The sequence below is a fragment of the Sulfurimonas sp. genome (assembly GCF_050296975.1).
Classification (GTDB): domain Bacteria; phylum Campylobacterota; class Campylobacteria; order Campylobacterales; family Sulfurimonadaceae; genus Sulfurimonas.
On the sequence record NZ_JBNKRX010000024.1, the window covers coordinates 1 to 15406 of the forward strand.

Here is a 15406-nt window from a genome sequence, read left to right on the forward strand (position 1 = left end):
TTGAATTGTTTAATCTTTTGCCCAAGATTTTAAAATCATTGGCTTTATTAAAGTTATCTACTAACTACTATAAGTTAATAGACGGTTGTTGTTTTTTGTATTATTCAAGCTTCCGCTTGCTTAGTTTTCAATGATCTCAAAACAATCGCATCAATCTTTAAACTCTAAAGATCAATTATCTCTTTTTACTCGCTCACTTCCGTTCGCTCAGAAACATTTTTGCTCTGCAAAAAGCGCTTCACTTGTTTTGTGGACGGGAATTATAGGGGAATTTAGATTCAATGTCAATAGTTTTTTTGACAAATTTACAAATTCTTTTGGTTTTGTTTCTTTTAGAATTTCTTTTAGTTATAAATAGTGATGGATTTTTTCTTCTTAAATATGCTCTTTTATAATCATAGTTGCTTCTTGTTTACCTTTTCACTATAAAATTCTTTCAAAATATACAATTTCATATATAAAGGAATGAAAATGGGTCTTTATGATCGTGACTATGCTAGAGAACAAAACTCTTTCACTTATGGAAGCACTCATCGTGATGAAACACAAATAGTATCTTTTGTAAAACAAACTTACAAACTATTTGCCGCTTCTATGATGGCTGGTGCTGTTGGTGCATATGTTGGTATCCCATTAGCTGGGGCAATACATGCAATGTTTTGGCCTCTTTTCTTTTTAGAAATCGGGCTATTGATAGCTTTACAGTTTGTAAAAGGCAAACCTGGTATTAATTTACTAGTCATGTTTGGTTTTGTATTTATGACAGGAATTACACTCGCACCTTTACTCTCTTATACATTAGGACTTAATGGAGGAGCTGCAATTATTGGAAATGCTTTTGCAATGACTGCTGTTGTTTTTGGTGCTATGAGTTTCTTTGCTATTAAAACGACAAAAGATTTTACAGGTTATGGAAAACCTTTGATGATTGCTCTTTTAGTAATTATTGGTTTTTCCATTTTAAATGTTTTCCTTGGAAATCCAATGCTTCACATCGTAATCAGTGGGGTAGTTGTAGTTTTATTTAGTATTTTGGTTATCTTTGATACACAAAACATTATGCAAGGCGCTTACCAAACACCTATTGATGGTGCAATTGCACTTTATCTTGACTTTTTGAATATCTTTACTGCATTACTCCAGTTATTTGGTGTATTTGGTGGAGACGACTAATAATCTTTCACCCGATCTTCTTCGGGTGGTTGATGCAAACCTTAACCGTCTTAAAGAGGGTATCCGTGTTGTAGAAGATATTCTTCGCTATAAAGACAACAATACAAATCTCGCAAAAAAACTTAAATCTCTTAGACATTTAGCAATTACTGAGGATACAAAAAAATTACTCCAACATCGTGATAGTATAAATGATGTGCTACGCCCTTCAACTTTAAGTGAACAAACACGCACTAATTTAGAAAATATCATCATTGCTAATTTCAAACGTGCACAAGAATCTTCACGTGTATTAGAAGAACTTTACAAGCTAGAAAATATAGAATATAGTGAAAAGTTCAAAACAATACGATATGAACTATATAATCTTGAAAAAGAGATACTCTTAGACTAAGAATAAATAAAAACTACCTCAAACTCTAAATAATTTAGTGGATATTCATCCATTAAAGCTTTTGTTTGTTTGTATGAAAGTGCATTTCTTGACCCACTTACACCACTTTTTTTGATATATTGAAACATCTCTCTGGTATCTTCAAATTCTAACTTATAGCTTACAACTTCAAAATTTTGGTCAAAATATTTTTTTTGTAACTCATACACCTCATCTTTTGAATGTAAAATAGGCTCTAACAATGCTGTTTTATGTAAGGTTTCAAATGTCCCTGAAGTAAAAATAGCCAAAGATACAGGTGTATTTAATGCAGCTATATTATCAAACACAGCATCTAAATCTTTCGCCCATTGAAGCGCTGAAGATGATACTATATAATCAAAATGTTTTGATCCAAGTTTTGAATAAAGCATAGGATCATTAAAATCTCCCTCTATACACTCTATAATATTAGATTTAGGATGTAAATCTAACATCCCCTTGGCAAAATCTACACCTGTGAAACGCTCATACTTCCAGTCAATTTTTTCTACAACGGCACCGCGTCCACAGCCAAGGTCTAAAATATTTTTTGGTTTTCCCTTTACATGAGAAAGTAGTTTGTGTGCAACTTTTTCTTGAATCACATTGTATACCCCATAATGGTTAGCATATTTTGAAAATTGTTCGTTTATTTTCATTGTTTATTTACTACTAATGAGGTCACAAATATAGCGATGATACTTAAAACGATCGTAGCTCCTGAAGGAAGTGAAAAGTTATATGAAATTATCATCCCAAAAATAACACTAGAGATTGCAAAAGCGAGTGAAAGTAGCAGTGTATACTTAAATCCTACTCTATATTGTAATGCTGAAACAGCAGGAATAACCATCAATGCTCCAATAAGTAAACTCCCAACTACTCGTATTGATAAAGCGATAATAATGGCAATAACACTCACAAGTAAAAAGTTTAAAAGCTGTACCTTAATACCACTTGTTTTTGCCACCTCTTCATCAAAGGCTATAAAATAAAGCTCTTTTGAAAAAAGAACTAAAAATCCAAGGGCGAATGAACCAAAAATAAAGATTGTGTATAAATCTTGAGTAGTCACTGCTAAGATAGAACCAAATAGGTAAGAAAAAAGAGAGTTATTAAACGATCCACCTACTGAGACTATAATCACAGCAAGTGCTAACGCTCCTGAGAGGATAATAGATAAAACTGCATCAGAATAGAGCGAAAAACTACTTCTAAGATATTCGATCAGCCATGCAAACAAGATTGAAACTATAACAGCTACCCACATAGGATTGTAACCAGCCACCAAACCAACAGCCACTCCAACTAACGCTGAATGTGCTAATGTTTCACTAATGAGTGAATAACGTTTAAGTACTACAAAAGTTCCACCAATGGAAGCGAGGATGGCAATAAAAATACCCGCTACAAAAGCTCGTTGCATAAAATCATAATCAAACATCTCTAACATATTTCTATCCCAAATGCTCATGTTTGTGATTATGAATCAAGTGTGCTTCAATCCCATAAAGTTCACTCATCTCTTCACATGAGAGTGCTTGTTTTGGGTTATTACAAATAGTCGCTTTTTGATTGATCGTAAATAGTCTCGCTATATCATCTACGATAACACCAACATCATGTGTTATAAATAAAATTGTTATCCCATCTTCACGGTTTAGTTTTCTAAGTAACTCATAAAATCTATGTTGTGATTTTACGTCTACTCCTGTATTTGGTTCATCTAAAATTAAAATCTCTGGCGATGATGCTAGAGCACGTGCAATCATAACACGCTGTCTTTGTCCACCAGATAAAGTACCAATCATTTTATCTTTAAGATGACTAATATCCATCTTTTTCATCACATCGTCTACAACTTTTGCATCTTCTTTAGAACTTATAAATAAATTTTCTCTTTTAGCAACTCTTCCCATTTTCACGATATCTTCGACAGTCGCTGGAAAATTTTGATCTACGAGTGATGCTCGTTGTGGTACATAACCTATCTTATGCCACTCTTTAAATTTTTTTTGTTTTTTTCCAAAAATATTGATTACACCAGATGTTGGTTTTTCAAGCCCTAATAAAAGTCTAATGAGTGTAGTTTTTCCTCCCCCATTTGGACCAATAATTGCGATATACTCTCCACCAAAAATATTAAAATTGATATGGTTTAAAATTTTTTGCCCCATCACCTCAAAACAAAGGTTTTGCACATTAAAGATAGGTACTTTAAATTTTAATTGCACTGCATTGCCCTAGCAATCTTTTCCAAATTGATCTTCATTATATCTATGTAAGTAAGTTTTAATGTCGCCTCTGCACCTGTAATATTTCCAAGTGGTTGTAAAGTATCGATAGTTTCTAAGCCTAAATCATTTGCAACTGTTTTAATTGTTTTACTATTTACAAAGTTTTCAAAAAAGACTGTTTTGATATCTTTATCTTGTATCTCTTTTAAAATGCGTTTTACATCATCAGCACTTGGTTGAGCCTCTGTTGAAAGGCCTGTCAAAGAATCCACATGAAAATCATAACGCTGTGCCAAATAAGAAAAAGCGTTATGCGTTACAACTATCGTATCTTTTTTGCATGTCAAAAGATTTTGTTTGTAAAGTGTATCTATCTCATCTAAACTTTTATTGTATGCTTTTTGATTCTCTTCAAAAAAATGTTTGTTTTTTGAATCAAGTGTAATTAATTTTTCTGTAACAAGTTGTGCAATATGCTTCATATTATCAACATCTAGCCAATAATGTGGGTCATACGCTCCGTGATGATGGTGATGGTGTTCATCCTCATCGTAATCTATATGCTCTTCATCTGCATCCGAATCATCAAATTTTATCAAAGATACATATTTACTAACATCTATCCCTTTAGCATTCAATGCCAAATGATCTGCCCATGGTTCTAAAACATCTCCACTAAAGAAAAACAACTGACTTTTTTCAAGTTGTACAACCTGTTTTGGCGTTGGTTCAAAACTATGTGGATCAACACCAAAAGGCATGATATCTACAACTTCTATCTTATCTTTACCAATATGTTTTATAACATCATAAATAGCAAAATTACTCGTTGTTATAAGTGGTTTTGAAGAGAGTTGTGTAGGTTTTGGATTGATAGAAAAAATCATCAAGATAACAATAACTGGTAGTAACGTTAAAACAATTTTTAAATTTCTCATATCAAATCCTTTGAGTAAATATAGTGCAATTATACCCTCAATTTGATAATATGGCTTTTTTTCGCTATAATTCGCCACTTTTAATTTAGGAAATTATATTATGACAACTAGTCTTTTACTTATTGTACAAGCATTTTTAGTACTTATCTTGGTGATTGCTGTTTTACTACAAAAAAGCTCTAGCATTGGTCTTGGTGCATATAGCGGTTCAAATGACTCTGTTTTTGGTGCTAAAGGTCCAAATAGTTTCTTGGCGAAAACAACATTTATTATAGGTTTTCTTTTCGTTGTAAACACTATCGCTTTAGGATATATGTATTCAAAAGCAGCTGAATCTTCAGTTGTAGATGAAGTTGTAGAAAACACTGCCGTAGCTGCCCCAGCAGTTAAAGTTGAAACAAACACTACAAAATAAGGAGAACATTATGACAAACGAGATTTTTGACACTTGCCAAAGTAAGATGAAAGCAAGTATCGAACACATGTTAAAAGAGTTTAAAACACTTAGAACAGGTAAAGTTAATACATCTGTTTTGGACAATGTGAAAATCAACTATTATGGAACTCCAACCCCACTTGATCAAGTTGGTTCTGTAATTGCAACAGATGCAACAACTATTGTCATCAACCCTTGGGAAAAAAATCTTTTAGGTGATATTGAATCTGCTATTGCAGCTGCGAACATCGGTGTAAACCCAAATAATGACGGTGAGCAAATCAAACTTTTCTTCCCTCCAATGACAGTTGAACAACGTCAAGAAGCTGTTAAACAGATGAAAGGGATGGGTGAAAAAGCAAAAGTCTCAGTTAGAAATGACAGACGTGATGCTAACGATAAAGTAAAAAAACTTGAAAAAGATAAAGAGATCACTTCGGATGATTCTAAATCTGCTCAAGATAACATCCAAAAATTTACAGATAAATATGTAGCTGAGATCGATCAAATCTTAAAAGACAAAGAGGCGGAGATATTAAAAGTATAATGGATATTAAACAGATATATATGGATGCGAATGCTCTTTTAGAGGGACACTTTAAACTTAGTTCTGGAAACCATTCACAGTTTTATCTTCAATCTGCAAAAGTTTTAGAAGATCCTAAAACTGCAACGATGTTAGCAACTGAGTTAGCTACGCAAATAAAAGCGAGTGGTTTAGAGATCGATACAGTATGTGCCCCAGCACTTGGTGGTCTTATAGCTGGATATGCTTTAGCACAAGCGTTAGATGTTCGTTACATTTTTGCAGAACGTGTGAATGGTGAGATGTCTATCCGTCGTGGTTTTGAAGTCAGCAAGGGTGAAAAAGTGCTTATGTGTGAAGATATCATTACAACTGGTGGTTCAGCTATGGAAGCTGCAGCAGTTGTAAAAGAGCTTGGTGGAGAGATCGTAGGTGTAGCAGCTTTAGCAAACCGTGGTTTTTGTCATAGAGAAAACAGTGATGTTGCAACAAAACCAAACTGTAAACTTCCTCAAGATATCCCATTTTTTGCATTAGCAGATTTTACATTTGAGATGTATTCCCCTGATAGCTGCCCACTTTGTAAAGATGGTAGTGAAGCTATCAAACCAGGAAGTCGTGGAAACTAAAAAAGTTTCCCTACTTCACTTTTAACTGACACGTCAGCATCCGCTCAACTAATACACGAGCAACCTCAACTTTTCCATCAACTATAGATGTTATAGTAGGGAGATGTGAAAGTTTCGCTTGTTCTCGTAAAGAAGTCGTTTTTACAATAACATTTGCATCTTTTGAATGCTTCAACACTGCTTCACAAATATTGTACTTTTTCTCAACATTATCAAGTGTAACAATAATAGCTGCTGCTTTTTCTATATGTAATGCATCTAAAATCGAAACTTTAGAAGCATCCCCTAAGTATGCATCCCAGCCATGTTTAAGTGCTTTAATAACATTTTTATTTGAGTTGTCAATCACTGCAAAATCAACTCCCATCTCATCAAGATGTTGTGCTACAAACTTTCCAACGACTCCATACCCACAAACAATGACATGATTTTCTTTTTGCGACATTGTTGAGAAGTCAGTTTGGATTACTTTATCTTTTACAAAACTATTCACAAATGGGCTGATTTTAGAGATAAAAAATGGTGTAATCATCATCGAAAAGATCACTATTAAAACCAAGAACATAGACAATTGCTCATCCAATAATCCTCCATTTGTTGCTAACGCAAAAATAACAAAAGAGAATTCACCCACTTGCGAGATAGAGAGTGCTGTTTTTAGAGATTTTGAAGTTGTAGATGAGAGTTTAAGTACAAGAAATGTAATAATAGTCTTTAAAATAAATACAACTACAAACACTAAAATAATGGATGTTATATGCTCAAAGAAAAAACCAAGATCGATTTTCATCCCAACTGTAATAAAAAAAGTTCCAAGTAAAATATCTTTAAATGGTGCGATATCCGCTTCAACTTTATGGTGATACTTTGTCTCAGCTATAATCATCCCTACAACAAAGGCACCTAGCGAATAGGTAAAACCCATTAGTGCTGCAAAAAGTGAAGCACCAACTACTATAAAAAGAACACTTCCCATAAAAAGCTCATCCAGCTCTGATGATGCTGAGAAATGAAGTAGCCATGATACAACCCTCTTTCCAACTATAAACAAAAGCCCTACAACAACGATGGCACTTGAAAAAGTGTGCCAAAGAATAGTTGCCACACTTTCATCCCCTTCAGTTGTTAAAAACCCAATCAAAATTAAAATCGGGATAACTGCAATATCTTGAAATATCAATATACCTGTTGCTTTTTGCCCATAAGGTCTGTGTATCTCTTTTGAGCTTTTTAGATAACTAAGCACTACTGCTGTAGAGGAGAGAGAAAATGCGAGTGCAATCATAAGTGATGGTATAGAATCGAGTCCAAAAAGATAATGCCCAAGGAGATAAAAAACTATAGAGGTCACTCCAACTTGTAATAAACCATTACCAAAAATCTCTTGTCTTAAAGTGTTCATTTTTGCTAAAGAGATTTCAAGTCCTATTGTAAACATCAAAAATACTATACCAAATTCGCCAACCATCTCTAACTCATGCGAATGACCTGCATCTCTAAGATCAAAAGCATAAACAATTATAGTCCCTGTTAAAATATAACCGATAATTTGGGAGATACCTATCTTTTTCAATAGTATATTTACAACTATCGATATCCCCAAAGCGATAATGATATAAATAAGTGTATTTTCCATTTAAACCTTTTTCTTAACCTATGATTACTTTCATAATTTAATAAGTGATTATAGTATATAATCACGCTTATATTAATAAATATGTGGAGATTTTTATATGACTAAGTACATTTTCGTTACCGGTGGGGTTTTAAGTTCGCTTGGAAAGGGGATCACTGCAGCTAGTATTGGTACACTTTTAAAACACGCTGGTAAAAAAGTGGGGATGTTAAAAATCGATCCATATATCAATGTTGACCCTGGAACAATGTCTCCACTAGAACATGGGGAAGTATTTGTTACAAAAGATGGGGCAGAGACTGACCTTGACATTGGAAACTATGAAAGATTTTTAGATACTTCTTACCTAAAAACTTCAAACTTTACTACGGGACAAGTATATTCAAGTGTAATTGAGCGTGAACGTGCAGGTGGATATCTAGGGCAAACTATCCAAGTTATTCCTCACATTGTAGGTGAGATTGTTAGCCGTATAAAAGCTGCTGGTGAAGGGCATGATATCTTAGTAGTTGAGCTTGGTGGAACTGTTGGAGATATTGAAGGTCTTCCGTTTATGGAAGCTATCCGTCAAATGAAACACGATGAAGAGGTTGCGGGTACATTTTTTATCCATGTAACACTCATTCCTTACATCAAAGCTGCTGGTGAGCTAAAATCAAAACCAACACAACACTCTGTACAAGAGTTACGTCGTATCGGTATCACTCCACAAATGATTATAGCGCGCAGTGAAAATGCTCTTCCTAAAACATTTAAAAAGAAACTGGCAATGAGCTGTGATGTACATGCAGATAGCGTTATTGAAGCACTTGATGCTGCATCTATCTATGATGTACCAATGAGCTTCTTAAGACAAAATATCTTAAAACCGATTGCAAAAGAGTTAGAACTTGGCGAACTTGAACCAGATATGGAAGAGTGGGATGACCTTGTTAAGAAAATCGTACAGCCAAAAGGGAAAGTTGTTATCGGTTTTGTTGGAAAATATTTAGCACTAAAAGAATCATATAAGTCTTTAATTGAGGCTCTAATTCATGCTGGAGCACACCTTGATAGTCGTGTTGAGATTGTTTGGGTTGACTCTGAAGAGATAGAGGAAAAAAGTGCTGAAACACTACTAGCTGATTGTGATGGTGTATTGGTAGCAGGTGGCTTTGGCAGCCGTGGTGTTGAGGGTAAAATTCAAGCTATTGAGTACGCTCGTGTAAATAATGTTCCATATCTTGGAATCTGTCTTGGAATGCAACTAACACTTGTTGAATATGCTAGAAATGTATTGGGCTTAGAGGGTGCAAACTCTGTAGAATTTGATGAAGAAACACCTTACCCGATGATCTATCTCATTGATAACTTCCTCGATCAAAGTGGTGACACACAACTTCGTACACACAAATCACCAATGGGAGGCACACTGCGTCTTGGAGAGTACCCTTGTGATACAAAAGATGGTTCACTCATCCAAAAAGCATATCATGGTGCAAAAACTATTTATGAGAGACACCGCCATAGATATGAAGCAAATCCAGCTTTTAGAGAGCAACTTGAATCAGCGGGGATGATTGTAACTGGAGAATCAAATGGACTTATTGAAGCTGTTGAGATCAAAGGGCATCAATGGTTCTTAGGTGTACAGTTCCATCCAGAGTTCACATCTCGTCTTCAAACTCCAAATCCTTCAATTTTAGCGTTTGTTGATGCAGCTCTTAAATCAGAGTAACAAACTTTTAACCAAACAAGACCTCTATAATCTGCTCTCACGCAGATTTGAATCAGAGGACAAAAAACTTTCACAAATTCCCAATCCAGCACTTCTTTTAAATGGAGAAAAGGCAGCAAAAAGGATAGCTAACGCAATCAAAACAAACCAAAAGATTGTGTTAGTTGGGGATTATGATGTTGATGGTGTAAGTTCTACTGCTATCGTTGTAGATTTTTTCAGACAAATCCCTTATCCGATTGAAGCGATAATCCCAAATAGATTTACAGATGGTTATGGAGTAAGTCCAAAGATATTAGAGCGAATTGAAGCCGATCTTGTCATAACAGTCGACAATGGAATCACAGCTGTTGAAGCGGCAGAAATTTGCAAAGAAAGAGGGATCGATCTTATCATTACAGATCACCATACACCCTCTGAGAACCTTCCAGATGCATACGCTATAGTTGATCCAAAACTCCCAGAATGTCATTACCCATTTAAAGAGATTTGTGGGGCACAAGTAGCATGGCTTATTTTAGCGCTAGTAAAAAAAGAGTTGTCACTTGACATTGATATGAAACAATTTTTAGATATTTTGGCAATTGCTATAATTGCAGATGTTATGCCGTTAATTGACATTAATAGAACTATTGTAAAAGAGGGGCTTAAATATATGATGTATTCTCCTCGACCATCTTCTATAATCATTCGAGACTTTTTAAACAAATCACAAATAAACTCTGAAGATATAGGCTTTATGATTGCTCCACGTATAAACTCTGCAGGTCGTCTTGAAGATGCTTCTATTGCTCTAAACTTTTACACAGCAGTTGATGTAAATAAAGCGTATCATTACTTTGAACTTCTTGGCAAACTTAATGAGCTTAGAAAAGAAACAGAACTCCAAACAACACAAATAGCTTTTGAACAAGTCAAAGGGGACGAAAATATCATCGTAATTGCAGGAGAGAAGTGGCATGAGGGAGTTGTTGGTATTGTTGCATCAAGACTTGTAGATAAATTTTCAAAACCAACTATAGTGCTTAGTATCAGCGATGATGAGGCAAAAGGGAGTGCTAGAAGCATAGGAAATGTCGATATTTATGAGCTTATAAAAGAAAATGAACACTTGTTAACAAAGTTTGGCGGACATAAAATGGCGGCTGGACTAGGATTAAAAGCAGAAAATATAGCACTCTTTAGAGATGCAATTAACGCTAGTGCAAACAAGCTTTCTAAAGAGGATTTTCTCCCCCATGAATCTTTAAATGGTATCTTATCTACTGATGAAATAGATGATGAGATACTTGATCTTTTTGAACATTTTGAGCCTTTTGGAGAGGCTAATATTCGCCCATCTTTTTTACTTCAAGATGCAGAAGTTGTGAGCATCAAACTTTTAGGTGCAGACAAAGCACACTCTAAGATAGAAGTACGACAATACCCTCATCAAAGAAAGACTATAGAACTTATCGCCTTTAAAACAGTTTTTGAAATGCCAGATGATCGAAAAATAACTTGTAGCTATACAATTGCAAAAAATGAGTTTAACAATAGAATCTCTCCACAGTTGCTACTCAAAAAGATTTATTAAGTCATTAGTATGTATAATCAACCCATAATTAATGGGTTGAAGAAGTTTAAAAATGGTAAAAAAAGAGGAGTGTTTTCGCTCACGTGGAAAAATAATTGCGTTTGAAAAAGTAAATAACAATGAAATTATTTATGCCTTGCAACATAAGATTATAAAGTCTTTTTCCACACTTACTTGCAAAACTCTTGGCAATCTCTCTTTAGAATATCTCTCAACCCAAACTACAGCTATTTGTTTTCATAAGTCTCTTGATCTTGTTGCTATCGCTAATGGAAAAACCATTTATATTATCAATACAAAATCAAAAATGGTTTTACAAACTATTATCAGCTATACAGGGGATATTACAACTCTACATTTTGTTCAAAACTCTCCATATCTCATTACGGGTACAACAAATGGGCGTGTTGTACAGTATAGATATGATGGTAAATCAAGCCTATCACGCCTTTGTTCTTTCCCTTTTAACAACCCTATTGGCAAACGTGTTATTGGAAAAAACTATGTAGGGGCTATCGATTCAAATGAAAAATATGTAGCATGTAGTGGGTATGGTGGTGCTATAACTATTATAAAACTTCATTCACTAACACACAAACAAACAATTCAATCTGCTCGTGTTCGTGTAAATACTTTAAAATTAATCTCTGATGAGCTCTTAATCTCTGCGAGTATTGATGCGAATATCTACTTTCATGATCTAAATAAATACAAAAGTACAAAAACAATCTCTAGCCCAATAGGCAATATATCAGATATCATTCCGATTCAAAATTCATCCTATGCTATCTTAGTAGGTGAATCAAATAAGTTGGCACTTTTAGACACTCAAGAGCAAAAAGTGGTTTTGGATGACTTCGTTAAATTTGAAGAGAACATAAAATTTGTCGCACTTTTAGATGATAACTCTATCATCGCTGTTTTAGAAAACAACTCTGTTGAAAAAGTCTATCTATCAACTGTTGAAGAGCTAACAAGACTCATAGAAAAAAACTTGTTAGGGGATGCTTTTTTACTTCTAGAAAAGAACCCCCTACTTCAAAACACCCCAGAACACAGGGAGCTCGAAGAACTATATAGTAAATTATATAATAAAGCCTTGGATGCTTTTTTAAATGCAAATAAACAAGAGGCTGTAAAGCTTTTAGAACAATTTCTCAAAGTAAAAAGTAAGAAAAAAGAGCTTGATATTATCATCGATTCTTTCGATCAATATAAAAAATTTTATACACTTATTTTAGAGAAAAAATATCATGTCGCTTATGCAATTAGCGATAAATATCCAGCTTTAAAACAAACACACCCTTATCAAAAAATGGAGGATGAATTTAAAAGAGCTTTTGCATTCGCACAAAAACAGATAAAAATTGGCAGAGACGATGTGGCAAAAGATGCTCTCGCCATCTACTCTGGTACAAATTCTAAAAAAACGATAGTTAAACTTTTACTTAATCAAAACAAAGATTTTTTAATATTTTTAAAATCTCTACAAGCAAAAAACTATAAAAATATCGCCATACTCATCAAAAAAGATGAAACGTTTACACAACTTCCACACTATCAAGAACTTCTTAAAGAGATAGAAAAAAATCTCCAAGAAATTAAAGAAGATATATTTCAATCTCAAATAGATGAAGCGATAGAGAAGATCAAGCAACTCCAATATTTACCACACATTACAGAACAGCTAAAAGACCTCTATGAACTTGCGAACTATACAAAGATGTTTTTACACGGTTACCACAATAACGATTTTCTTTCATGTTATGCAACTATTGACAAATCAAAACTTCTCGACCAATTAGAACTGAGTGATATGCTTGAAAAGCATTGGCATAAACTTATGGATAAATGTGAGAACTTAGCCCTTAAAGGTGATCTAAAAGGGATAAAAGAAGCTCTAGCAGAATTGATCTCTTTGAAAAGTAGAAGCGCAAAAATAGGGGATGTTCTACGACTCAGTTTTCATACGAAAATCAAACAACTTTTAGCAAAACGGACTTACATAAAAGCAGAAGCAATTATCTACTCATATATAGATATCTTTGGCTTAGATACAGAGATAAAAGCACTCATGAAAACATGTGAAAAACTCTCTGGTGATAAACTTGCGATCACTGAAAACCAAGAACTTTTTAAAAGTCGCAATGCTTGGCTAGAGTCTGAGTTTATTGTAGGGGATTATAAAGGACAGTTCTAAAACTAACTCATAATTTCAAGGAGCTCTGAAACAGCTTCATCAAAACTCACTTTATACATTGCTCCTTGAGCGATAAAGCGCTGCATCACCTCTTTTTTATCAATCGCTTCATCAAGCTCTGGATCAGTCCCTTTGTTATACGCACCTATACGGATAAGTGTCTCATTCTCTTTTAAAAGGGTATACAAGCGTCGAAACTTCATTGCAGATTTATAATGGTCTTCTGAGATAATGTCGTTCATCACGCGTGATGCTGAGTTTAAAATATGTACAGGTGGATAAATACCAAAATCTGTCATTTCACGAGAAAGTACTATATGACCATCTAAAATTGAACGAGATTGATCGGCGATAGGATCACTCATATCATCACCCTCAATAAGTACTGTAAAAAAGGCTGTGATGCTTCCCTTACCAACCTCTTTTCCAGCACGCTCCATCAGTTGTGGCAAAAGTGTTAGTGATGATGGCGGATATCCCTTAGAGGTTGGTGGCTCACCCAAAGCTAATCCTATCTCACGTTGAGCCATCGCAAAACGAGTTACCGAGTCCATGATAAAAAGCACATCTTGATTTTTATCTTTAAAATGCTCTGCAACACTCATCGCTGCAAAAGCTCCGTACTTTCTCATTAAAGGAGAGTCATCACTTGTTGCGACTACAATTACGGTATTTGTCAGATCACCACCAAGATTTTTTTCTATAAATTCAGGTACTTCACGTCCACGCTCTCCAATAAGAGCAACTACTTTAATAGGAGCATCAGAACCGCGTACAATCATCCCCATCAAAGTTGATTTTCCAACACCACTTCCAGCAAAGATGCCTAACTTCTGCCCTTTCCCACAAGTTAAAAGCCCATCTATACTTTTAACTCCTACACCAAAAACCTCATCGATCATTCCACGTTTCATCGCTTCTATAGGTTGTTTTATAATTGGTGTTAGTTTTGAGCTTTCAATTGGACCTTTTCCATCGATGGGTTGCATAAATGGATCAACTACACGTCCTAAAAGACCATCTCCAACAGGTATATTTAACCCTGTAGAGTCTAAAAAAACTTTATCACCTGCACGGAACCCCTCTACAAAACTAAAAGGGGTGATATAAAAGTTCGCACCATCAATCTCTGTAACCATCCCCACAGTCTCCTGTGCTGTTTCATTGGAAACAATCTTTACCATATCACTAATACTTACACGAAGCCCTTTAGCGATAATAACTGTAGCATTAATCTTTTCAACTTCACCAAATGCTACTGAATAGTTTCTGTTCCCGAGTTTATGTTTGAGTGAAATGAGTGGCATGGGTTAAAATTTATTTCCTGATGGAGAGTTTATAAGTGAGAAAAACTCTGCTCTTGTTTTATTATCTGATTTGAACAAACCACGCAGTGCTGAAGATGTAGTTGTGGAATTGATCTTCTCAACTCCCCTCATCTCCATACACATATGTCTAGCTTGGACAACTACAGCCACACCTTTAGGCTCGATTGTCGTCATGATAGCATCTGCTATCTGTTCTGTAAGTTGCTCTTGAATCTGCATACGACGTGCAAAAACATTCACAACACGAGGAATCTTTGAAAGCCCAACCACTTTGCCATTTGGGATGTATGCTACATGTACATGCCCTATGATTGGCAAGAGATGATGTTCACAATTGGAATAAAACTCTATGTCTTTTACAAGTACCATCTCATCATTGCTTGTTGTAAAAAGAGCTGATGAGAGAATCTCTTCTGGGTTCTCTTTGTACCCGCCATACATAAACTCAAAAGCTTTTCTCACACGTTGAGGGGTGTCTAATAGCCCTTCACGAGAGGGGTCTTCACCCACATGTTGCATTATCAGTTTTATAGCGTTTTCAAATTCTGTGTTTTTATTTTCTGACAAGATTTTGCCTTTAAAAAAAGTTATTGTT

The 15406-nt window shown here is 34.8% G+C and carries 15 protein-coding genes; 8 read left to right on the plus strand and 7 right to left on the minus strand.

The window, feature by feature from the left end; genetic code table 11:
- Window positions 1–471: 471 nt before the first annotated feature.
- Both ACQY56_RS07970 and ACQY56_RS07975 read left to right on the plus strand, forming a co-directional pair.
- A complete protein-coding gene (locus tag ACQY56_RS07970) occupies window positions 472–1173 on the plus strand; it encodes a Bax inhibitor-1/YccA family protein (RefSeq protein ID WP_428739246.1) in 702 nt (233 codons plus the stop codon).
- Complete coding sequence (locus tag ACQY56_RS07975) at window positions 1160–1567, plus strand: thiamine-phosphate pyrophosphorylase (protein WP_428739247.1); 408 nt, start codon at window positions 1160–1162, stop codon at window positions 1565–1567. The genes ACQY56_RS07970 and ACQY56_RS07975 overlap by 14 nt, the downstream gene beginning before the upstream one ends.
- Here the strand turns inward: ACQY56_RS07975 and ACQY56_RS07980 are convergent.
- From ACQY56_RS07980 to ACQY56_RS07995, 4 genes are read right to left on the minus strand one after another with little or no spacing between them, the layout of a single operon-like run.
- Window positions 1564–2247: a methyltransferase domain-containing protein gene (locus ACQY56_RS07980; protein WP_428739248.1), complete on the minus strand. Its 684-nt coding sequence runs from the start codon at window positions 2245–2247 to the stop codon at window positions 1564–1566. The genes ACQY56_RS07975 and ACQY56_RS07980 overlap by 4 nt on opposite strands.
- Window positions 2244–3062: a metal ABC transporter permease gene (locus ACQY56_RS07985; protein WP_428739249.1), complete on the minus strand. Its 819-nt coding sequence runs from the start codon at window positions 3060–3062 to the stop codon at window positions 2244–2246. The genes ACQY56_RS07980 and ACQY56_RS07985 overlap by 4 nt, the downstream gene beginning before the upstream one ends.
- A complete protein-coding gene (locus ACQY56_RS07990; RefSeq protein WP_428739250.1) occupies window positions 3046–3822 on the minus strand; it encodes a metal ABC transporter ATP-binding protein in 777 nt (258 codons plus the stop codon). Before ACQY56_RS07990 ends, ACQY56_RS07985 begins: the two co-directional genes overlap by 17 nt.
- A complete protein-coding gene (locus tag ACQY56_RS07995) occupies window positions 3813–4763 on the minus strand; it encodes a metal ABC transporter substrate-binding protein (protein WP_428739251.1) in 951 nt (316 codons plus the stop codon). Before ACQY56_RS07995 ends, ACQY56_RS07990 begins: the two co-directional genes overlap by 10 nt.
- A gap of 100 nt (window positions 4764–4863) precedes the next feature.
- Here ACQY56_RS07995 and secG point away from each other — a divergent pair, with 100 nt between their 5' ends.
- From secG to pyrE, 3 genes are read left to right on the plus strand one after another with little or no spacing between them, the layout of a single operon-like run.
- Window positions 4864–5178 (plus strand): preprotein translocase subunit SecG, encoded by a 315-nt coding sequence (gene secG, locus ACQY56_RS08000; RefSeq protein ID WP_428739252.1) that lies wholly within the window; start codon window positions 4864–4866, stop codon window positions 5176–5178.
- 10 nt (window positions 5179–5188) lie between these two features.
- Entirely contained in the window at window positions 5189–5746 is a 558-nt protein-coding gene (frr, locus tag ACQY56_RS08005) for a ribosome recycling factor (RefSeq protein WP_428739253.1), read from the plus strand.
- Window positions 5746–6354 (plus strand): orotate phosphoribosyltransferase, encoded by a 609-nt coding sequence (gene pyrE, locus ACQY56_RS08010; RefSeq protein WP_428739254.1) that lies wholly within the window; start codon window positions 5746–5748, stop codon window positions 6352–6354. The genes frr and pyrE overlap by 1 nt, the downstream gene beginning before the upstream one ends.
- Before the next feature lie 10 nt (window positions 6355–6364).
- Here the strand turns inward: pyrE and ACQY56_RS08015 are convergent, their stop codons facing one another.
- Complete coding sequence (locus ACQY56_RS08015) at window positions 6365–7990, minus strand: cation:proton antiporter (protein ID WP_428739255.1); 1626 nt, start codon at window positions 7988–7990, stop codon at window positions 6365–6367.
- Between the two features lie 97 nt (window positions 7991–8087).
- On the opposite strand from ACQY56_RS08015, the gene ACQY56_RS08020 reads away from it, so the two are divergent.
- From ACQY56_RS08020 to ACQY56_RS08030, 3 genes are read left to right on the plus strand one after another with little or no spacing between them, the layout of a single operon-like run.
- Entirely contained in the window at window positions 8088–9707 is a 1620-nt protein-coding gene (locus tag ACQY56_RS08020) for a CTP synthase (RefSeq protein WP_428739256.1), read from the plus strand.
- A complete protein-coding gene (gene recJ / locus ACQY56_RS08025; protein ID WP_428739257.1) occupies window positions 9685–11283 on the plus strand; it encodes a single-stranded-DNA-specific exonuclease RecJ in 1599 nt (532 codons plus the stop codon). The genes ACQY56_RS08020 and recJ overlap by 23 nt, the downstream gene beginning before the upstream one ends.
- Window positions 11284–11335: 52 nt before the next feature.
- Complete coding sequence (locus ACQY56_RS08030) at window positions 11336–13483, plus strand: hypothetical protein (protein WP_428739258.1); 2148 nt, start codon at window positions 11336–11338, stop codon at window positions 13481–13483.
- Between the two features lie 2 nt (window positions 13484–13485).
- On the opposite strand, the gene fliI is transcribed toward ACQY56_RS08030, so the two are convergent.
- Both fliI and folE read right to left on the minus strand, forming a co-directional pair.
- Window positions 13486–14790 (minus strand): flagellar protein export ATPase FliI, encoded by a 1305-nt coding sequence (gene fliI, locus ACQY56_RS08035; RefSeq protein ID WP_428739259.1) that lies wholly within the window; start codon window positions 14788–14790, stop codon window positions 13486–13488.
- 3 nt (window positions 14791–14793) lie between these two features.
- Window positions 14794–15378 (minus strand): GTP cyclohydrolase I FolE, encoded by a 585-nt coding sequence (gene folE, locus ACQY56_RS08040; protein WP_428739260.1) that lies wholly within the window; start codon window positions 15376–15378, stop codon window positions 14794–14796.
- Window positions 15379–15406 lie beyond the last annotated feature (28 nt).